This is a genomic window from Kibdelosporangium aridum (assembly GCF_900176515.1).
In the GTDB taxonomy this organism is placed as follows: domain Bacteria; phylum Actinomycetota; class Actinomycetes; order Mycobacteriales; family Pseudonocardiaceae; genus Kibdelosporangium; species Kibdelosporangium aridum.
Genome location: NZ_FWXV01000018.1, coordinates 85,183 through 105,054, shown reverse-complemented (window position 1 = coordinate 105,054; position 19,872 = coordinate 85,183). Strand labels below are relative to the sequence as shown.

Below are 19,872 nucleotides of genomic sequence, written 5' to 3'. Positions count from 1 at the left end.
ATCGCGGCATGCAGGTTCGCGTCATGCTGTTTCGCCTGCCTGCCTGGGCGCAGGACGTGCTGCTGGCGCTGTTCATCACCGTGATGCAGGTCCAGGGCACGATCGTCCGCAACAGCGGAGAGCCCGAACTGGTGCTGCGTCCCCTTGCCGACCTTGGGTATCTGGGATACATCCTGTTGGTCGTCAGTGGCGCGGCCGTGGCTGTGCGCCGCCGCTGGCCCGTCGCGGTGTTCGCCGCGACAGCACTGGCCAGCGTGGTCTACTACGCCCTCGACTTCCCGGACGGGCCTGGATGGCTCGGATTGTTCGTTGCCATCTACACGCTCACCGCTCTCGGCGACGGGCGCCGCTCACTGGTGACGGCCGGTGTGGGGATCGCGGCCATGGCAGCGTGCTGGCTGCTCGCTGCCGCCGACATCCAGCCACCAGCCGCCATCGGCTGGGTGTTCTTCCGGATCGGCGCTTCGGTCATGAGTGCCGCACTCGGCGAGAGTGTCCGGTCGAGGAAGTTCATCGCGGCCGAAGCGCTGGAACGCGCCGAGCTGGCGGAGCGGACGCGCGAGGAAGAAGCGCGAGCCCGGGTCGACGAGGAACGGCTCAGGATCGCGCGCGAAGTCCACGACACCGTCGCACACGCCATCGCCATCATCAACGTCCAAGCCGGCGTCACCGCGCATGTGCTCGACAAGCGGCCGGAACGAGCACGCGAGACCCTTGAGGCCATTGAGAAGACCAGCTCCCATGCGCTGCAGGAGATGCGGTCCATCCTGGGAGTCCTCCGTGACGACAACGACGGCCGCGTCCCGCACCCCGGTCTCGGCCAGATCGACGATCTCACCGCCAAGGCGCGCGAAGCCGGGCTCGACGTCGACCTTGTGGCGTCCTCACCGCCTTCGCCGGTGCCCAGTGCGGTGGGCAGTGCCGTGTACCGAATCCTGCAGGAGTCGATCACCAACGTGATTCGCCACGTCGGCCCGACTCGGGTCACGGTCGGACTGGAGTACGGCGCCGACACCGTGGAGATCCGTGTGCGAGACGAGGGCCGTCGAGAGCCTGCGGGAAGGGACGAAGCGGCCCCGCACCCGGATGACGGCTGGGACAAGCCGGGCCGCGGGATCCTCGGGATGCGCGAGCGTTGTCAGCTCTTGGGCGGAGAACTTGACGCGGGCCCGCTCCCGGGCGGGGGATTCGCGGTCACCGCTCGGCTGCCCTTGGCCCCAACCGGAACGGCGAACGTATGAACACCTCAGGCGCGTCGAACGACGGTGCTCCGATCAAGGTCCTGCTCGTCGACGATGAGCAGTTGGTGCGGTCCGGCTTCAGGCTTCTGCTCGACGTCGAGGACGACATCACGGTGGTCGGGGAAGCCACCAACGGCGCCGAAGCCGTGGAACAAGCCCGCGCCGCGCGCCCGGATGTCGTGCTCATGGACATCCGCATGCCGAAGATGGACGGCATCCAGGCCACCCGGGAGATCGCCGCCACGAAAGGCCTTCAACAGGTTCGCATCCTTATCCTGACCACTTACGACACCGATGCTTACGTTTTCGAGGGCCTGCAAGCCGGCGCGGGCGGGTTCATGCTCAAAGACGCAGGCCCAGCCGAGCTTCTGCATGGCATCCGGGTGGTCGCCGCAGGAGACTCCCTGCTCGCGCCGCGCATCACGCGTCGCCTCATCGCTCAGTTCACCGCCCAGCGAACAGCCAACAAGGCTGCCGAACACCGGCTCGCAGTGCTTACCGAACGGGAACGTGAGGTTCTGGCGCTCGTGGGTCAGGGCATGAGCAACGACGAGATCGGCGCTGAACTCTTCCTCAGCCCGGCCACCGCCCGTACCCACGTCAGCCATGCCATGGTGAAACTCGGTGCCCGCGACCGTGCACAGCTGGTCGTCATCGCCTACCAAACAGGGCTCGTCACTCCGTAGGGTTCGCTGTCCCGCTTGTTACAGCCCTTTGTGAACTACACCTCGGTACCGAATACGCAAAAATGTCTTGCGTATTACGGAGCGTGCTCCGAATAATTGATCTCATACCAATGATTAACTCTCTGGCGTAACGATTACCTCCTTCGCGTGAATCGTTGAACACGGGCCCGGATCTCATCGGAGATCAGCAGGTCACGACCGTGACGATCGCACCACTCCCGCGATGACACGCGCGTACTCAATAAATGACATTGCACACTATTCGCGCCTGGGAAACGGAGTAAGACTTGTTGCCCTCATATGCGAAGGCAAGGCCTTGCGACGTTTGAAGAGCGGCATCGCGGGATTCATCCGGCCGGCGAAATCGTAACCTACTCGCGGCGGGTGACACAAATTTGTCACGGGCCTGCTTCGACGAATAGCGATATGACGAAAGGAGGTGAAATCGATGCGCACATACGAGCGTCCGACTCTGCGGGCCTCTGGCTCCTTCACCAAGAAGACCGGTGTCGGCAGTCACGGTCCGGCTGACCTCATTGTTCTGTCCCACAAGAACTAGTGAGTGACGGCTGACCGCTCGCTCCTTGGGGCCTGCACGGCAGTCGCCGTGCAGGCCCGGGGAGCGAGTCCGGGTGGGCACCGCACCACCCGGCGTGCTCGTACACCACCGGGAAGGAGTCCGGCCGTGACCTATGCCCGCCTCGATCACGTGCCCTCATGGTTTGTCGTGCTCCCCGACTGCCGGGCGGCCGAACCGGTCGCCGCGGCGCTGCGGAGCCAGGCGACATGCGTGACGCGGCATCCTTCCGGGCGAACCTGGCTGGTCGGCCGGTGGGCCCAGGAGGAGATCACCGTCGCCGAGAGCCGCGGCACCGCGATCGCCGTCATCGGCGAGCACCTGCTCTCGGCCGCATTCCTGACACGGGTCGCCGGCCGTGTCGGTACTCTCGCCGACCTCGACGAACCATCCTCATCGTGGGCAGGCAACTTCCACCTGATCGCCTCGGTGGCAGGCCAGGTCCGCGTCCAGAGCCCGATCAGTGGCTTCCGCCGGGTGCTCCATGCGAGCGTCGACGGCGTCACGGTGGCTGCCAACCGCGCCGATGTGCTGGCAGGCCTCACTGGAGCCGCACTGGATGAGGCTCGGCTGACGGTAGCGCTGCTCGAACCGTGCGCCCCACATCCGATCGGCGGACAGCCGATGTGGCGTGGCCTGGCGGCCGTGCCCGCTGGGTCCTACCTGACGATCGACGGTGCTGGGCGGCACAGGCATGTGCGGTGGTGGACCGCGCCGGAGCCTACCGTGCCGATGGCCGAGGGCGCGCCCGCGCTGCGCGCGGCGTTGTCGGGCGCCGTCGAGGTACGGACGCGGGGCCATGATCTGATCTCCACCGATCTGGGCGGCTTCGACACCACTTCCTTGTGCTGCCTGGCTGCCCGCGGCCCGGCACACGTGGCCGCCTATACCTGGGCGCCGCCGGATCCACTCGCGGATGACGTGTTCTGGGCGCGGCGGACGGTGGCCGCGCTGGACACCATCGAGCATCACGTCGTTCCCTCCGAGTGCGCCCCGTTCGCCTTCTCCGGCATCGGCGAGCAAGACGACGTCGCGCTGGACGAACCGTGTGCGGTCACTCTCGATCGCAGGTGGCTGGTCATCGCCGACCGGGCGGCGGCGCGCGGGTCAACGACGCACCTCACCGGTTTCGGTGGTGACCAAGTGCTGGGCGGCTCGCCCGCTCATCTGCACACCATGCTGCGGCGCCAGCCCCGCATCGCATTGCGGAACCTGCGCGGCTACGCGGCGCTCAACCGGTGGCCTTACCGGATGGCGCTGCGGCAACTGCTGAACAGCGAGTCCTACCAGGCATGGCTGCTCCGGTTCGGCGCCGAACTGACCGCAGGCCCACTGTCCTCACTCGGGCCGAGCTTCTACTGGGCCAAGCCGGTTCGGCTGCCCCCTTGGACGACACCGGATGCGGTGGCGGCGGTCCGCGACCTGATCCGCAGCGCCGCGCCCGCCGCCGAACCGCTGGGTCACGGCCACGGCCAGCATCAGGAGCTCGCGGACCTGGGAGGCGTCGCACGCATGGTTCGCAACCTCGGCGAGCTCGCTCGTCAGCGGGGAGTCAGACTGGCCGCGCCCTACTTCGACGACCGGGTGATCGAGGCGGGCCTCGCGGTGCGCCCGCAAGAACGGGTGACCCCTTGGCGGTTCAAACCCCTTGCTGTCGAAGCGATGCGCGGCATCGTCCCGGACGAAACCCTTACCCGCCAGACCAAGGCCATCGGAGCGCATGAGGTCGAGGTCGGACTGCGCGAGAACCGCGCCGACATGCTGGCCCTGTGTGACAACTCCCGGCTTGGCAAGCTCGGCTTGATCGACGAGGACGCGCTCCGGGAGGTCTGCGCACGCCCATTGCCGACGGCCGTGGAGTTCAGTGCGCTCTATCCCACCCTCGCGTGCGAGATCTGGTTGCGCGCGCTGGAACGCCACACGGTGCCCCGATAAGGAGAGTCTCATGGCGCTGAAGCTGCGTCCCGGCGTTTTCGACGCCGAGACCGAGTACGGGATCGTGCTGCTCGACGGCGACAGTGGCGAGTACTACGACCTCAACGGAACCGGCGCACTCGTGCTGCGCACCCTGATGGCCGGCGGCACAGCCGGACAGGCGGCACAGGCGCTCACTGAGGAGTACGGGGTCAGTCTCGACGACGCGACCCGGGACGTGCGGGACCTCCTGGCCGATCTGCGTTCCGCGCGACTGGTCGAGCAGTAGGGAGAAGCCATGTCCAGCCCAGAGTCCATTTCGTACGATCCCCGCTCGGTGTCGTTCGGACGCCGGATCCGGGTGCGGGCGATGGTGGCTGCCGCCCGCTTGCTGGCCACCAGGTCGCCACAGCGCATCCGCAAGGTGCTGGCCTGGTTGCACCGGGACGTTCGGCCGGCCACCTATGAGGAAACGTGCGACGCCCGACAGGCCGTGGTGTCGGTGAGCTTGGCCTGCGCGGGACGCGAAGGATGTCTGCTCCGATCCTTGGCCACAATCCTGCTGTGCCGTTCGTACGGCCACTGGCCGACCTGGTGCCTCGGCGCGCGGCGGCTCGCCCCGTTCTACGCCCACGCATGGGTCGAGGTCGACGGCGTGATGGTCGGCGAGGACTACCCCGATGGCTACTTCCGGACGTTCTTCACCGTGCCATGAACACGAGACCCAGGTGGAGGAGATCCCCATGACCCAGACCGAGCAGTCCTGGCAGTGGTACGACGACAACGCAGGCATATACGAAGAGCTGGATCCGGCCACGCTCGAGTTCGGCCGGCTGTTACTGGACTACGCCGACCCGGTGCCAGGAGCCCGGCTGCTGGACGTGGGCGCCGGCCGTGGCGCTGTCGTGCGGGCCGCGTTGGCCCGCGGTTGCTTGGTCACCGCTGGGGACGCCGCCCCAGGCATGGTCGCTCGCCTGCGCGCGGACTTTCCCACCGTTGCCGTGTCGATGCTGGACGCTCACCGCTTGGCCTTTCCTGATGCCTGCTTCGACATGGTCACCGCGGGCTTCGTGATCGACCTGCTGTCCGATCCGGCGGTGGCAGTGGCCGAGGTGCGGCGCGTGCTGCGGCCAGGCGGGGTGTTCGCTCTGTCCGTGCCAGGACCGCTTCCGCACCGCGGTCGCTGGCAGTGGCTCGTCGACCTGGCTCAGGAGTTCTTTCCCGCCACCGTGGCCGAGGACCGGGACGGGCAAACGGATGTGGACGTGACCGGACTGCTGGCAGCGGCCGGATTCACCGGCTTGACCCGCAAGGATTTCGAACACCCTGAGCCGGTCTCCGATCCCGCGGCGCTGTGGGATCTGTTCGCCTCGCGCCTGCCTGCCGCGGTGTCGTCCGGTTCGGTCGAGTGGCTGCCGCCCGACCGGGCCGCCGAGTTCCACCGCCGGTTCCTCACCGGGGCCGAACAGATGCACGCCAACGGCGGCATCGCCTTCGACCGGCACCTGACCATGTACCGCGCGCTGGCCCCGGCCGCATGAAGTCCACAGTGGACGATGGGAAGCCCGGCTCTGCCTGGCGGCTGCTGCTCGGCCATGCCCGCCCTTACCGCCGCACGTTGCTCGTCGCGGCTGTGATCAGCTGCGTCGGCGGGCTCGCCGGGCTGGCCCAGCCGCTGGCCGCCAAGGCAGTCATCGACGCGTTGTCCGCGAACGAGCCCGTCCTCACCCCGATCATCCTGCTGACCGGGCTTGTCGTCGGCGCCGCCGTGATCGCCGCGATCGGAACCTATCTGCTGGAACGTGCCGCCGAGGGGGTCGTACTGGTGGCCAGGCGCGGGCTTGTCCACCGGCTGCTGCGATTGCCTGTCGCGGAATTCGATCGGCTCAAGCCGGGCGACCTGCTGTCCCGGGTGACCTCTGATACGACCTTGCTGCGTACCGCAGCCACGAGCACGATCGTCGAGGCCGCCAACGGAACGCTGATGATCTTGGGCACCATCGTGCTGATGGCACTGCTGGATCCCGTACTGCTCGGCGTCACGCTCGCCGTCATCCTGGTGACCGTCGTGCTGACCGGATCGGTCGTGCCGCGGATCGGGCGTGCATCCGAGCGCGCGCAGCAGGCTGTCGGCGAGATGGGAGCGGTGCTGGAGCGTGCGCTCGGCGCCTTCCGGACGGTGAAGGCGAGTGGCGCCGAAGAGCGGGAGAACGCGGTCCTCGACCAGGCCGCCGACCGGGCCTGGCGGCAGGGAGTGTCCGTCGCGGTCTGGTCATCGATGGTCGGCATCCTGGCGCGGTTGTCGGTCCACGTGTCGTTTCTGGCGGTGCTCGGCGTCGGCGGGGCACGAGTAGCCGATGGAACACTGCCCCTGTCCGCGCTGATCGCGTTCCTGCTCTACGTGTTCTACATGATCACGCCCATCGCCGCCCTGGTGAACGCGGCAAGCGACCTGCAGGCCGGCCTCGCGGCGGTACGCCGCACCCGGCAGGTGCACATCCTGCCCACCGAACCCGCTGCCCAGGGCGCGCCCGCCACGGTGACGGCGACGGGGCCTGCTTCGGTGGCCTTTCACAGTGTTTCGTTCGGCTACCCCGGCAACCGGGAATCGGTCCTCACCGACATCAGCTTCCAGACACCACCTGGTGGGATGACCGCGTTCGTGGGTCCTTCAGGCGCCGGCAAGTCGACGATCTTCGCTCTGCTGGAACGTTTCTACGAACCCGCTGCGGGCAGCATCCTGCTCGACGGCCGCGACGTACGCGACTGGCCCCTCGCCGAACTGCGCGCCGCCATCGGCTACGTCGAGCAGGACGCTCCCGTGCTGGCCGCGACATTGCGCGACAACCTCCGCCTCGCCGCACCTCATGCCTCGGACGAGGACATCCACGACGTCATCGTTCGCACCCGGCTGGACGACCTGCTGCCCCGTCTTCCCGACGGGCTGGACACGATGTTGGGCCACCGCGGGCTCACGCTGTCCGGCGGGCAGCGCCAGCGAATCGCCATCGCCCGCGCGCTGCTACGCCGCCCACGGCTGCTGCTTCTCGACGAAGCCACCTCACAACTCGACGCCGTGAACGAACACCAACTGCGTCAAGTGGTGGCCGAACTGGCCCGCAGCACCACCGTCCTCGTCGCGGCGCACCGCCTGTCCACTGTCACCAGCGCCGACCGAATCCTGGTCCTCGACGCCGGCAGGCTCCGCGCGAACGGCACTCACACGCACCTGATCTCCACCGACGCGCTCTACCGTCAACTCGCCGCCACCCAGCTACTCACCACACAACCCCAGCCCTGACCCGTCGCGCCGGACATTCATCCGCACCCGACTTTCTTCATGGGCGGCTGAAAGACCTTCCCGTTCGGTGTCAATAGCGGTCAGGAAGTGGCCTAAGTTGCGTCTACCTTGGGATTGACCAGCACAAAAGGTGAGGAGTAGCAGCTATGACGATCTTGGTGACCGGTGCGACGGGTCTGGTCGGCAGGCACGTCGTCGGCCAGCTCGTGCAGGCGGGAGAGTCGGTGCGGGCGCTGACCCGCAACCCGGCGAAGGCCAGGTTGCCCGAAGGCGTCGAGGTCTTCCAAGGTGACCTCCTCGAGCCCGCGTCGGTCGTACCCGCGTTCGAAGGTGTGCAGAAGCTCTTCCTGTTCCCGCAGCCGGAGACCGCCGCCGAAGTCGTCGACCTCGCCAAGCAGGCGGGCGTGCGGCGCATCGTCGTGCTGTCCGCCGCGGCCGTAACCCTCGGCTTCGACACCGGCTACCACGTCCGCGTCGAGCGCGCGGTCGAGGAATCCGGGCTCGAGTGGACCCACGTGCGCCCCGGGGAGTTCATGACGAACATGCTGCCGATCTGGGGCCCGATGATCAAGGAGTCGCGGACAGTGCGCTACCCGTTCGGCGACGACCTCGGCAGCGCCCCGATCCACGAGGCGGACATCGCGACCGTCGCCGTGGCGTTGCTGGAAGACAAGCACGTCGGCAAGGCGTACACACTCAGCGGCCCGGAACAGCTCACCGTACGCGGCCAAGTGCAGGCGATCGCAGATGCGCTCAACGAAACGGTGCACTACGAGGAGGTCACGCGCGAGGAGGCCCGTGACATCCTCAAAGCGATGGGCGGTTTCGCCGCCGAGAGCGCCGACCTGCAGCTCGGGTTCGTCGACTACGACGGCGGCGAGGGTTCCGGCGACCAGGGCTACTCCGACCAGGACTACTCGGACCTCATGAAGCCGCTGCCCGATTTCGGCCTGGCAACGGGGAAAACCGGCCGCACCTACGCTGAGTGGGCGCGTGATCACGTGGATGACTTCCGCTGACGTCCGACCTGCTGTCGAGATCACGGGGGCATCCTGCTACTTGACTTCGCAGCATTGTCCACAAAGGACTAGCCCGGCTGGTGGCGTCACGAATGTCACCGCAATGGCTGGACGACGACACGGACCCCACCGGCGGGCACCTTGATCTGCCCAGCAACGCTCTCGCCCGTGAGCAGTTCCGTTGCCTGTTCGGCGATTGGCGGCTAGTACCGCCCTTCTAGGTCACGGCCCACCGTTGGTTCGGCCCCGAGGTGGGAGTCCATGTCGAAACCTTCGCGCCATCCGCGGTGGACTGTCCGGCAACGTCCAACAGTCGGCCAGTGGCCACGTTGACGAACGTCAGAGACACCGTCCACAAGGAACGTCGTCACCGACTTCGCCGGAACGGTCAGGGTGGCGGATCGCCCGGTCACGCCGACTGGAGCGCCACGGACAAGAGCGCCGCTCGCGCTGGTCACCACAGGCGTCACGGACGCCTGTGATGTCACAACGCCGAACCGTGAGAGATCCACGGTCACTGAACGCGCGGCGGTCGTGTTGTTGACGTGCACGACCGTTGCTCCGATACCGTGTTTCTTCACGGCCGCGACGCTGGACGGGTCGTTGACTGCGACGAAACGGTCTCCTGGCCGAATGTGGTGGGTGAAGTTGCGGACGGTGTTGAACTTCGTGTTGGCCCGGATCGGGCAGCCGATGACTGGCCGACCGCTTCGGCGGCGGCCTGCAAGTGCTGCCCTGCGACACAACACCCAACCAGAAGTGGCAGAAACCCTGACAACCGTCCACTTCGAAGTCGAATGACCGAACCATTGCCGCGGTTGCCAGTACGCGAGCCGCGGCATCGGTCAGCTACCAGGACCCTTGGTACACAAGGAAATGAGTCCAGGAGGAACCTTCCACGAGGAGACGAGTCGCGTTCGCCGCCATGATCACCACGACGACTGAGCCCGCCGCGGCGCCGACACCGGCCAAGTTCTCCTGCCCGCAAGAGATCGCAGAGCCGCTCCCCCAATTGAGCTGCGCCACCGTGCCCGTGCCTGTACTGCTCGAAAACTCGTGCGCATGGTCAGGCTAGCGGGTCGGGGCCGGTGATGCGTGCTGAGGTGTTGCGGTCGGCACCGTCCCAGGCCAATGTCGTGACGCTGGTGCCCGAGGTGTACTCGATCGTCGAGCCGTGGCTGTTGTACTTCGCGCCTGTGACCGCGTTCGCCCCGGTAGTGGCGAGGATCCGGTCAGCGGCGTCGTAGCAGTACCCGGTTTCCGCAGTGCCACTTGAGGTTTGGTCCACCAGACGGACCCGGTTGGTGTGTGACCGCTTGCGGACATTGTGAAGATGGCCAGGTGTGGCAGTTCGGCGATCACCACGTAACCGGTTGTCGGCGGCGTATCCGCTTGCCGGTCCAGCACAATCCACTGCGACCTGGTGGACTGCTCGGACCGGTACAACATGACCCGGCACCGATTGGTCAACTGCGGTGCCAGTCGGTTGGAAGCGGCCACTGTCACACCGTCCGGAACAAGGGTCAGCGCGTGTCGTGCCGCGGCCTGCTGATCGGCTGTCCATCTGGGTTTCCCCGGTGCGCGGATCGCGAGCATGACAGTGGTCAGCGAGGTCACGACCAGGCATGTCACGACCGCTGCACACGGAATGCTCCGCCTCGTCTCTTGTAGACGACGAAGTCCATCGACGAACGCCACGAAAACAATCGGCATCAGAACCGCGCTGTAATGCGCGTAGATACCCCAATGGGTAGGAGTTCCGGACGCGAAACGCCACCCGAGGGTTGGAATGGCGAGTGCGACCGTGGGGGACCGAAGCGCGACGAACGCCGTAGGAGCGAGCAACGCAAGAACCGTGACGAGTTTGGTGTCCCAACCGGCCACGATGGGGGTCGCGATGGGTGCGGTGAGCGAACGAATCTGGTGGTAGCTGGCATCCGTGCTGAGTGCGGGCATGATCACGACGATCACCAGGATGAAGCTCGTCACGCTGAAGATCGTCAAAGCCAGGCCGACAGGCCGTTGTTTCCGCCATATCAGATACAGGCCGATACCCATCACGGTGAGCGCCAACTCTTCCTTCACCAGCAACAGGGGAAGCGCATACGCGGCAGCGGCTTTCCACTGCTGGGTCGCGAGTCGTTCCACCGCGAGAGCGACCAGGGGAACGGCGAAGCAGATCTCGTGGAAGTCGAAGTCCACCGCGCTCCACAAGCCCCACGACATCGCGTAGCCGATTCCGATCACGCTCCCAACCGGCTTGCCGTGAACACGCAGGGCCAGTCGGGTGACGGGCACGACCGAGACCGCGAACAGGCAGGACTGGGCCACCAGCAAGGTTTCCGGGTAGGGGAAAAGCAAGTAGAACGGCGCGAGAACGACGAGGATCGGGTGGAAGTGGTCGGCGAGCGCGGGTGCGCCGGGGCCGAGCAGGTCGGCGGTGGGCCAACGGCCGTCGGCGTACGACTTGACGATCTGTTCGAAGATGCCCAGGTCGTAACCACTGCTCTGGAACGACCGGTGCAGCCGGATCGAATGGGTCGCGTAGGAAGCGGAGGCTGCGGCGGCAAGGGCTCGGGGAAGCGGATCACGTGTCAGCCATTGCGGGATTGGCACCGGAGCACGATCGCGATCCGAACCTGAGCTCAACCTGAACGCGCCTGAACGTCTCTTCAGCTTCGGATGTCCAAGGTGGAGGTTGTGGTCCTGTGCCAGGATGGCCGGATGAGGGTCCTGGTTGTCGAGGACGAGACAGGGTTGGCCGAGACGCTCAAGGCGGGCCTGACAGCCGAGGGCTATGCGGTCGATCTCGCGTTCGACGGCGCGGACGGTCTGTGGCTTGCCAGCCGGTACAGATACGCTGCCGTAGTACTGGACATCATGCTGCCCGGACTGAACGGATACCAGGTCTGCCAGCGGTTACGCGCAACCGACAACGACACTCCGATCCTGGTGCTGACCTCGAAGGACGGCGAGTACGACCAGATCGAGGCGTTGGATACCGGCGCGGACGACTTCCTGGTCAAGCCGTTCTCCTACCAAGTCCTGCTGGCACGACTGCGGGCGTTGGTGCGCCGTGGTGGTTCGAGCTCCCCGAGCGTGCTGCGGCTGGACGACCTCAGCCTCGATCTCGGCACCCGCCGATGCCGCCGCGGGGAGGTGGACATCCCGCTCACCCCCAAGGAAACCGCGATCCTCGCCTATCTGCTCGAACGCGCCGGTGAAGTGGTCAGCAAAGCCGACCTGGTCGCGAACCTCTGGGACTTCGCGGCCGAGGTCGATCCCAACCTGGTCGAGGTGCACATCAGCGCGCTGCGCGGAAAGATCGACGCCCCGTTCGGGCGGCGCACGATCAAGACGATCCGTGGCGCGGGATACCAGTTGACGGGCCAGAGGTGACCAGCCGGAAGTGGCGTCTGTCGACGCGCCTGCGGGTGGCCCTGACCGCCGCGGCGGGATCCGCTGTGGTGCTGGTTGTGGGCACCGCCTGGTTCATCGGACAGCTGCAGGACGAGGCGGACGCCAAGGTCTTCGAGATCGCGCAGCAGAAAGCGCACGCGGTCGCGGTGACGCTGGAGACCGCGAACGATGTTCCCGGCAGACTGCCCGAACTGGGTTCGCTGGGGCCATGGGAAGTTGTCGACAAGGACACCGGGCGGCGGGTGGCGTCCTTCCCGCCTGCCTGCACGGCGCATCCTGACGTACCGTTCTTGGCAATGCTGGCAAAGGAAAGCCCGCCATACCGAGTGACGCTTCCGCAGACCGCTCCGGGCGACATCGCGGCGAACTGTTACACCGCCGGCACTTACCCGCTGGACCGTGATCTGCAAGTCGCCCAGGTCACGATCAACGACAGCGAATACACTGTCTACGCTGGCGAAAGGCTCGACGCAGGGACACATGAGCCGGTGGCCACCGCGCGGGCGACAGCATGGACAACTGTACCGATTGGCGTGGTACTCATCGCAGTGGTCGCTTGGCTGTCGGTACGGCGAGCGTTGCGGCCCGTGAACGCGATCCGGTTTGAAGTCGCCGACATCACCAGTGAAGGACTGCGCCGCCGAGTTCCGGTGCCGAGAACAGGGGACGAACTGTCCCTGCTGGCCGAAACCATGAACGACATGCTCACCCGCCTGGACCGCTCGACACAACGGCAGCGGCAGTTCGTCGCGGACTCCTCGCACGAGTTACGCGGCCCCTTGGCGACGCTGCGGACACGGCTGGAAGTGCTGCTGACCTATCCGGATCGGATGAACTGGCAGGAGGTGTGCACAAAGTCAATGTCCGATGTGGAACGCTTGCAAAGCCTGGTATCCGACCTGATGCTGTTGGCCAGACTGGAGGACAAGCACGCAAACACGCGACAACTCGTCGACCTGTCGGCATTGGTGGCCGACGAGGCAGCGGATCGACCGGTCATCACAGACGTGCGAAGCTCCGTGACAGTGCAAGGCAATCCAACTCATCTGCGACGAATGCTTCGCAATCTGCTTGACAACGCCGAACGCCATGCCGCCTCCCGGACAACCGTCACCCTCGCCGTCTCGACGGGCCAGGCTGTGTTGACCGTAACCGATGACGGCGCGGGAATACCCGAACCAGACAGGGAACGGGTCTTCGATCGCTTCGTCCGGTTGGATGAGGCCCGCACCCGGGATCGCGGTGGGTCCGGACTCGGACTGGCGATCGCGAGGGAGATCGCCAGGGAGCACGGCGGCACTCTGAAGATCGCCCCCAGCGACGTCGGCGCCGTACTGGTCGCCACCATCCCACAGGCCGGACAGTGAGCGACGGCCTGCTGTGGCCTCGCGCCCCGACTGACGGATTCCGGTGTCGGCCAGCGTCGCCGGATGGATCGCCACCCACCCCGCCAACCTCGGGTGGCGATCGTCGGCGTCGGCACGTTCGACCGGATGAGAGCAGGCACCGGCGCGCGATCCCTGCTCGTGTTCACGCCTTGACCCGCTCTCACCAGAGTTGTTTGGATGACATCTCTGGGAGAGGAGCCGGCGATGCGGCCCATTCGTTCAGCGTGTCTTGCGATCCTTCTTCTTTCCGCGTCAGTCGCCTGCACGGGTGAGCCGGGGGCGGCGGGCACCACGACCAAGGTCTCCTACCTCACGTCGTTCAGCACGTTCGGGCGCGACGCGTACGCCTATGTCGCGCAGGACAAGGGTTTCTTCACCGAGGCCGGTCTCGACGTGACGATCAACCCCGGCAGCGGCACGGTGGACGTGCTCAAGCTGGTGGCCGGCGGACGGGCGCACTTCGGGGTCGCCGACGCCACCGGCACGATGATCACGCTGGCGAAGGAGAAACTGCCTGTGATCGCGGTCGCCGCGGTCCAGCAGCGCACCGTGGCGGCCATCATCGGGCTCGAAGGTGGCCGGATCGCGACGCCGGCGGACCTCATCGGCAAGAAGGTCGCCGACCCGCCCGGCTCAACGGTCAAGCTGATGTTCCCGTTGTACGCCAAGGCCGCGGGCATCGACGCCGGCAAGGTCGAGTTCGTGCCCTCGGCGCCGCCTGCGCTGCCGCAGTTGCTGGTCTCCGGTCAGGTCGACGCGATCGGCCAGTTCGTCGTCGGCAAGCCGCTGATCGAGGCGGCGGCGGCCGGACGCAAGGCTGTCGTCCTGCCCTACGGCGATCTCCTGCCGGACCTGTACGGCAACATGCTGGTCACGACGAAGGACCTGGCAGATCGGGACCCTGAACTCGTCCGGCGGTTCAGTGGCGCGTTGCTCAAGGGGCTGCGGTACTCCATCGAGCATCCTGACGAGGCCGGCCAGATCCTCCGCAAGTACCAGCCGACGCAGAACTCCGACGTGGCCTCCGCCGAGATGCGACTGATGACCGGCTATTCCAGGCCGGACGGGTTCAGCGGCCCGCTCGGCGCGGTCGACGAGGGCCGGATCGGCACGATCATCCAGTTGCTCGAACAGGCACAGGCGATCCCGGCAGGATCGCTGCGGCCCGCCGATCTTGTGAACTTCGGGCTGGTGCCCAAGTCGTGACGCTCAGTGCGTCCCGGAGTCCTCTCCAGACACCAGATCCAGGAACTCCCAACGGGCGTGCTGAGCCAGACCGGCCAACCACTTGCCGCAGTTCTGCAGCACCACCGGACCGGACGTGATGTGCTGAGTGCCCGCGTTGAGATCGCGGTAGTACCGCTGCAGGTCGCCCCGGCGCATCGCGGCGGTGGCGGCCCACTGGTACACGGTCTGGCCGACGGACTGCACGGACCAGGTCGTGTTGTTGAGCATCAACCGCGTCAGGGTCTCCTGCTCGGTGCTCAGTTTCTCGCCGCGGTCCAGCGTCGCCTCGTTGTCGGCCCAGACCTCCATGGCCCACGCGCGCGCCGCGCGGAACTTCGCCTCGGCCTGCGCGAACGTGGCATGGAAGTAGCCGGTGTCCACCGAGGCGTTGTGCGTGCCCGTTTTGGTGGCTGCCAAGGCTTTCATCTCGTCGAGCATCCGCCGTCCGACGCCGAGCGCCCAGCCGGTGTGGCATATCCCGGACAGGTTCACCAAGCCGAGGCGGTAGTACGCGCCACCATGCAGGTTCTCTGTCGTAGTGGCGTCGTAGACGTGCGTCGCCGGAACGAACACGTCCTGGCACACGTAGTCGATGCTGTGGGTCGCGCGCAGGCCCAGCACATCCCAGTTGTCGACCAGAGTCGCCTGTTCCTTGGGAAAGGTGAACACCAGCGGCCGGCCCGTCTCGGCGCAGAACGCGGCGGTGTGGATGTGACTGGCCAGCGGGATTCCGGAGGCGAAGCTCCACTGCCCGCTGATCCGATAGCCGCCGTCGACGCGCACCGCATCGCCCAGCCGCGTTCCCTGCCCGGCGATGGTGGCGTGGCGGCCGGCGGGCACGTCCGGGTAAAGGTCCTCGACGGCCTCCCTGCCGAGGTAGGCGCCAGTTGAGCCGGTGACCATCTGCAGCGCCATGACCGACCAGCCCACGGACGCTTCGTGATACGACAGCCGCTCAATGGTCCGCATCACCTGCGACGGTGAGAACTCGTACCCGCCGAGCTCCCGGGGAATGCTGATCTTCACGACCTCCGTCGCGTCCAGTGCTCGCACCATCTCCTTGGTGAGCTGGCGCGACGTCTCGCTCTTTTCCGCCTCAGTACGCAGGATGGGCGCGACGTCCTCGATCCGCCGGGCAATGGTGTCGTATTCGACACTGACATGCAGCTGTCCCATACGAACCCCCAAGATGCGACGCGACAAACCCAGCATAGGGCGACGCGCAACCCGTTGTGAACGCCTCAGGAATCGCGCATCGTGAGCCACGACGGCCAGACTGTCGACTGGTCGCTGCGCATGGCCCGCAGCGACGCGAGGCCGCGACTAGGTCACGGTTTCCATCATCTGCGAGTCCCGGTGCGGACCGCCGGACGGCGGGTCCGCACCGGTTGTCCTCAGCCGCCTATCTGGTAGGCGCGGATCACGGTCTGCTGCAACGAGTTGCCGTCCTTGTCAGTCACGTTGGCCCGCAGCGACGCATATCCGGATTGCGGGTGCTTGACGCTGACGGTCCAACGATCCCCGTCCCGACGCGTGTGTGCACGCTGCCACGTGCCACCGTCGTCATAGGACACATCAACGGTGAACGTGGCCACGCGTGGCGTACCGTCCTGCCGTTCCACGTAGGTGGGGAAGGAGAATCCGGTCCCACCCGGTGCCTGGTTGCGGATGTTGAGCGCCGGGTCGTACCGCACCGTGAGCAAAGGCAGAGCCTTGCCTTCGTCCGTGGCGGACGAGCGGAACTTCCAGTCTCCTGACACGGACTTCGACAGTGGCCAGACGGGATCCGTCCGGTGCACCTCGGCCGTCACCCGGTAGGCAGCTGCCTCGTCCGGAACCGGGACTCGCACGGCGTCCGTCACCGGAGTGGTCTGAAGCAGCGTTCCTTCTCGGTACACGCTCAGCAATCCGTCGTCGCCCGCGAACGTCTCCTGTAGGCGCGGCCTGCCTGCGGCGTCGCCGTACAGCGGCAGCCACATGTCGAAGACACCGTCCTTGCGCCAGCCCCACGGTCGCGGCTCTTCACCGACATGGGTCTGGGTCAGTCCGCGGAACGACGGCCCGGCAACGGCTTTGTTCCAGGCGATCCGATAGGACTTGCCAGTCCGGAGTTCCATCTCGTCGTCCAGCATGCCCCGCCACGCCGACGACCAGTGCACGGACCACTTGCCGGGCGTGAAGTACTCGGTCCGCTCCTGTTGTGCCGCAGCCGGCTGGGTGCTGGGACTGTGCAGCAAGGAACCGAAGAACTCCCTGCTGGCGATGTAGCGAACCTCGCCGGGCGCATTGTCGTAGTACGAGGTCCTGACCGGGACCAGATCACGGTCCTTCGGTTTGTGCACCTGCGGCCTGGTGAGTTCGTGCTCGACGCCGTAGCCCAGTTCGTAGCGGAGAGTCGGGAACGGCCTGTTGATGTATGTCGCGGTGGCGTTGCCGCCCTTGACGTACGCGATGAACCGGTCAGCGGTCACGCTGTCGGCGGAGTACAGGGTGGGCAATGCCAGCAGTTCGATGTCTCCCCCGCCGAGCACCGAGGTGACGGGCAGGTCCGGCAGGAAGTTCAGCCATAGCAACCTGCCACCGGCTTCCTTGATGCCTTTGGAGCGCTGGACGATCTGTTCGTAGGTGGTGAACCGCCGGGAGATGTCGATCACCACCAGTTTGCCGCGCAGATCGACCCCGGCGATCTCCTCCGCGGTCCCGGTGCCCGCGTGCACGGCAGGCAGACTGAGGCTTTCGGCGTCGTCCGAGGACTGGTACCACTTGGCGTTGACCTGGAACGGCCTGCCGTCGTTCGCGCCCACTTCGAGCACCGGTTCGTTCGCCCGCCGGTGCTGCCCGAACGCGAACGAATCCGACCTCGTGCCCGGCAGCGTCGCCGCGTACATCGGCTGCAGTCTCGGATCGACCTCCGCGTAGTACCCGAACGTGCAGGAACAGTCGCGGATCTTGTTGTACAGGTCCATCGTGTGTGTCCCGCCGCGGGCTGCGGCGTTGTCCGGCTCGACTGACACGGGCTGGCTCAGGCGCGCGTCGAAGACCTGCGTGATGTCCTTGTCCAGCAGCAGTTCCGGGTGGCTGACGAAGCTCAACGACGGTTCCTGGCCCGGTCGGGCGGTCTCGGCTGCGGCGTGCACGGCGTAACGGCCCTTGGACAGCTGGACCGTGCCCGGCTGGCTCCGGCTGAACTCACCGGTGTCCAGGTTGATGATCGCGAGGGCAGGTGCATTGGGGTTCGGCTGCACCGGGTTGCCATTGCGGTCCAGCACTGTCGCCGTCAGGTTGTACTGCGCTTCCTGCTGCCGCACGGAAACCGCTGTACGGGTGGATACCGCGCCGTCAGAGGTACGGGCGCTGACGATGCCGCTGTACGTACCGGCACGATCGGCCTGCGCGGTCACGACCACGTCGACAGAAGCATTCCCACCGGCCGGCACGGTGACACTGTTCGCGGCAAGTGACACCAGTCCGTCCGGTGCGGGCTGACCGTTGGCGCTGGTCGCGTTCGCCTGCAGGTCAAGCGTGATCGGCGTTGTGCCCGAGTTGGACCAGGTCACCGTCAGGCGCTTCTGCGCGCCTTGGTTGGGCCACGGCATGTACGCCGACACGCTGCCGGTCGCGGTCACAGGCGTGCGGATCGCTCGTGCGACGTCGAGACGACCCGTGCCGACCGCGAACGGATTGGCGTTGATCGGCGCGGCACTGCTCGTCAACGCGGCCTTCAGCCGATCACCGGACCAGTCCGGGTGCTGCTGCGCCAGGATGGCCGCCGCTCCGGCAACGTGCGGCGTCGCCATCGACGTGCCGCCGATGCGCTGGTAGGCGTCCCCGACCGGCTCTCCCAACGGTGGGACACCCGCCGGACGAGCGGCCACGATCGCCTCACCGGGCGCGGCGATCTCCGGCTTGAGCGCGCCGTCGCCCAACCGGGGACCGCGACTGGAGGTCGGACTTAGAACGTCCTGTTTGGTCACGTTGGCCACGGTGAGCGCGTCGTCCGCGGTGGCTGGGCTGGACACAGTCTGCTCGCCGCCCCAGTTGCCCGCAGCGATCACGAACAGCGTGCCGTATTGCCTGCTCAACGTGTTGACCGCGGCCGACATCGGGTCCGTGCCGTCCGACGGGCCGCTGCCCAGGCTCATGTTGACGACCTTCGCCCGGACCTCCGCGGCCGCCCACTGCATGCCGGCGAGCACCACGTCGTCGGTGGCGAACCCGTCGTCGGCGAGCACTTTGCCGACAGCCAGGGTGGTGCCGGGAGCCACACCTTTGTAACGGCCGCCGGACGCGGCGCCCGAACCGGTAATGGTGGATGCCACGTGCGTGCCGTGCCCGTGACCGTCCTCGACACTCCCCTTACCCGAGAAGTCCTTGCTCTGCGCCACTTTGCCGACCAGGTCCGGGTGGTCGGTGTCGATCCCGGTGTCCAGCACGGCCACTTGGACGGCGTCGCCGGTGAAGCCGGCCTGCCACGCCGCCGGGGCACCGACCTGCGGCACGCTCTGCTCGAGCGTCGCCTTCACCTTGCCGTTCAGCCAGATCTTCCCGACCGCACCGCCCTTGGCACGGGCGTCGCCTCCCACGGTCCGCCAGAACGCACCCGTGTCGGCCTTGCCCTGGTCCACCGCCGTCATTCCCAGCCCAGGCAGCTCCCGACGAACCTTCCCGCCCGGTGCCGTGCCGCGAGCAGCGACAGCCGATCCCTCGACCAGCAGCGGGATGGACTTCGTGTGCGCGTCGTCGTAGCCCTGCCTGATCAGACCGGTGACGTTGAACAACTCCCGGTCGAGCCGGCCGGACTGGATCAGCATCGCCGCATCGTCCGGCACCACGTAGCGATCACCGTGCCGCGTGAACTCCTGGAACGGCACAGTACGTCCGCGCGGCGCGGGCGTCACCTGAACGCTGTTGCCCAGCAGTGCCACTTTGTCGCCGGTGATCAGCGTGACCTGTGTCGGCGAGCCTGCCGCCGCCTGCGGGGCGGCGGCAGCAGTGCCCGCTGGCGCCAACGCCAGCGGTAAGACCATGACCAGGGCTGTCGCCGCCCACCGTCGCGTCGATCTGCTCACTCTCTCTCCTCGCTCTCGAAACTCCTGATA

General features: G+C 66.7%; 17 protein-coding genes. 13 read left to right on the top strand and 4 right to left on the bottom strand.

Going from position 1 to position 19,872, the window contains the following annotated elements; all coding sequences use genetic code 11:
* Positions 1-8: 8 nt before the first annotated feature.
* The 10 genes from B9C43_RS51745 (at position 9) to B9C43_RS57255 (ending at position 8,959) form a co-directional block, all read left to right on the top strand.
* On the top strand, positions 9-1,241 hold the full coding sequence (locus B9C43_RS51745) for a sensor histidine kinase (RefSeq protein WP_084434603.1): 1,233 nt from the start codon (positions 9-11) through the stop codon (positions 1,239-1,241).
* Positions 1,238-1,927, top strand: coding sequence for a response regulator transcription factor (locus B9C43_RS51740; RefSeq protein WP_033391886.1), 690 nt, complete (start codon positions 1,238-1,240; stop codon positions 1,925-1,927). The genes B9C43_RS51745 and B9C43_RS51740 overlap by 4 nt, the downstream gene beginning before the upstream one ends.
* 448 nt (positions 1,928-2,375) lie before the next feature.
* On the top strand, positions 2,376-2,486 hold the full coding sequence (locus tag B9C43_RS59245; protein ID WP_235039336.1) for a keywimysin-related RiPP: 111 nt from the start codon (positions 2,376-2,378) through the stop codon (positions 2,484-2,486).
* Between the two features lie 126 nt (positions 2,487-2,612).
* Positions 2,613-4,439, top strand: a complete 1,827-nt coding sequence (locus B9C43_RS51735) for an asparagine synthase-related protein (RefSeq protein WP_084434602.1) — start codon at positions 2,613-2,615, stop codon at positions 4,437-4,439.
* A gap of 10 nt (positions 4,440-4,449) precedes the next feature.
* Positions 4,450-4,707 (top strand): lasso peptide biosynthesis PqqD family chaperone, encoded by a 258-nt coding sequence (locus tag B9C43_RS51730; RefSeq protein WP_084434601.1) that lies wholly within the window; start codon positions 4,450-4,452, stop codon positions 4,705-4,707.
* Positions 4,708-4,716: 9 nt separating this feature from the next.
* A complete protein-coding gene (locus tag B9C43_RS51725; protein WP_084434600.1) occupies positions 4,717-5,133 on the top strand; it encodes a lasso peptide biosynthesis B2 protein in 417 nt (138 codons plus the stop codon).
* 28 nt (positions 5,134-5,161) lie between these two features.
* Positions 5,162-5,959, top strand: coding sequence for a class I SAM-dependent methyltransferase (locus tag B9C43_RS51720; RefSeq protein WP_084434599.1), 798 nt, complete (start codon positions 5,162-5,164; stop codon positions 5,957-5,959).
* 8 nt (positions 5,960-5,967) lie between these two features.
* A complete protein-coding gene (locus B9C43_RS51715) occupies positions 5,968-7,719 on the top strand; it encodes an ABC transporter ATP-binding protein (RefSeq protein ID WP_235039335.1) in 1,752 nt (583 codons plus the stop codon).
* A gap of 146 nt (positions 7,720-7,865) precedes the next feature.
* The gene (locus tag B9C43_RS51710) at positions 7,866-8,738 is read left to right on the top strand and encodes an SDR family oxidoreductase (RefSeq protein ID WP_084434597.1); all 873 of its coding nucleotides are present in this window, start codon (positions 7,866-7,868) and stop codon (positions 8,736-8,738) included.
* Positions 8,739-8,818: 80 nt separating this feature from the next.
* Positions 8,819-8,959, top strand: coding sequence for a hypothetical protein (locus tag B9C43_RS57255; protein ID WP_160097345.1), 141 nt, complete (start codon positions 8,819-8,821; stop codon positions 8,957-8,959).
* Here the strand turns inward: B9C43_RS57255 and B9C43_RS59240 are convergent.
* Complete coding sequence (locus B9C43_RS59240) at positions 8,956-9,066, bottom strand: RICIN domain-containing protein (protein ID WP_235039340.1); 111 nt, start codon at positions 9,064-9,066, stop codon at positions 8,956-8,958. The genes B9C43_RS57255 and B9C43_RS59240 overlap by 4 nt on opposite strands.
* 743 nt (positions 9,067-9,809) lie before the next feature.
* Positions 9,810-11,354: a DUF2079 domain-containing protein gene (locus B9C43_RS51700; RefSeq protein ID WP_160097343.1), complete on the bottom strand. Its 1,545-nt coding sequence runs from the start codon at positions 11,352-11,354 to the stop codon at positions 9,810-9,812.
* Positions 11,355-11,462: 108 nt separating this feature from the next.
* Here B9C43_RS51700 and B9C43_RS51695 point away from each other — a divergent pair, with 108 nt between their 5' ends.
* From B9C43_RS51695 to B9C43_RS51685, 3 genes are all read left to right on the top strand, one after another.
* Positions 11,463-12,137: a response regulator transcription factor gene (locus B9C43_RS51695; RefSeq protein WP_084434614.1), complete on the top strand. Its 675-nt coding sequence runs from the start codon at positions 11,463-11,465 to the stop codon at positions 12,135-12,137.
* Entirely contained in the window at positions 12,134-13,525 is a 1,392-nt protein-coding gene (locus B9C43_RS51690) for a sensor histidine kinase (RefSeq protein ID WP_084434595.1), read from the top strand. Before B9C43_RS51695 ends, B9C43_RS51690 begins: the two co-directional genes overlap by 4 nt.
* 225 nt (positions 13,526-13,750) lie before the next feature.
* Positions 13,751-14,752 (top strand): ABC transporter substrate-binding protein, encoded by a 1,002-nt coding sequence (locus B9C43_RS51685; RefSeq protein ID WP_084434594.1) that lies wholly within the window; start codon positions 13,751-13,753, stop codon positions 14,750-14,752.
* A 3-nt stretch (positions 14,753-14,755) separates the two neighbouring features.
* Here the strand turns inward: B9C43_RS51685 and B9C43_RS51680 are convergent, their stop codons facing one another.
* Positions 14,756-15,949: an acyl-CoA dehydrogenase family protein gene (locus tag B9C43_RS51680; protein ID WP_084434593.1), complete on the bottom strand. Its 1,194-nt coding sequence runs from the start codon at positions 15,947-15,949 to the stop codon at positions 14,756-14,758.
* A 218-nt stretch (positions 15,950-16,167) separates the two neighbouring features.
* On the bottom strand, positions 16,168-19,842 hold the full coding sequence (locus tag B9C43_RS51675; RefSeq protein WP_143447208.1) for a S8 family peptidase: 3,675 nt from the start codon (positions 19,840-19,842) through the stop codon (positions 16,168-16,170).
* Positions 19,843-19,872: the final 30 nt, after the last annotated feature.

Excerpts from the sequence above, each read along its gene's own strand:
- B9C43_RS51745 (WP_084434603.1), top strand. The coding sequence starts at position 9 with ATGCAGGTTCGCGTCATGCTGTTTCGCCTGCCTGCCTGGGCGCAGGAC.
- B9C43_RS51740 (WP_033391886.1), top strand. The coding sequence starts at position 1,238 with ATGAACACCTCAGGCGCGTCGAACGACGGTGCTCCGATCAAGGTCCTG.
- B9C43_RS59245 (WP_235039336.1), top strand. The coding sequence starts at position 2,376 with ATGCGCACATACGAGCGTCCGACTCTGCGGGCCTCTGGCTCCTTCACC.
- B9C43_RS51730 (WP_084434601.1), top strand. The coding sequence starts at position 4,450 with ATGGCGCTGAAGCTGCGTCCCGGCGTTTTCGACGCCGAGACCGAGTAC.
- B9C43_RS51725 (WP_084434600.1), top strand. The coding sequence starts at position 4,717 with ATGTCCAGCCCAGAGTCCATTTCGTACGATCCCCGCTCGGTGTCGTTC.
- B9C43_RS51720 (WP_084434599.1), top strand. The coding sequence starts at position 5,162 with ATGACCCAGACCGAGCAGTCCTGGCAGTGGTACGACGACAACGCAGGC.
- B9C43_RS51710 (WP_084434597.1), top strand. The coding sequence starts at position 7,866 with ATGACGATCTTGGTGACCGGTGCGACGGGTCTGGTCGGCAGGCACGTC.
- B9C43_RS51695 (WP_084434614.1), top strand. The coding sequence starts at position 11,463 with ATGAGGGTCCTGGTTGTCGAGGACGAGACAGGGTTGGCCGAGACGCTC.
- B9C43_RS51685 (WP_084434594.1), top strand. The coding sequence starts at position 13,751 with ATGCGGCCCATTCGTTCAGCGTGTCTTGCGATCCTTCTTCTTTCCGCG.
- B9C43_RS51680 (WP_084434593.1), bottom strand. The coding sequence starts at position 15,949 with ATGGGACAGCTGCATGTCAGTGTCGAATACGACACCATTGCCCGGCGG.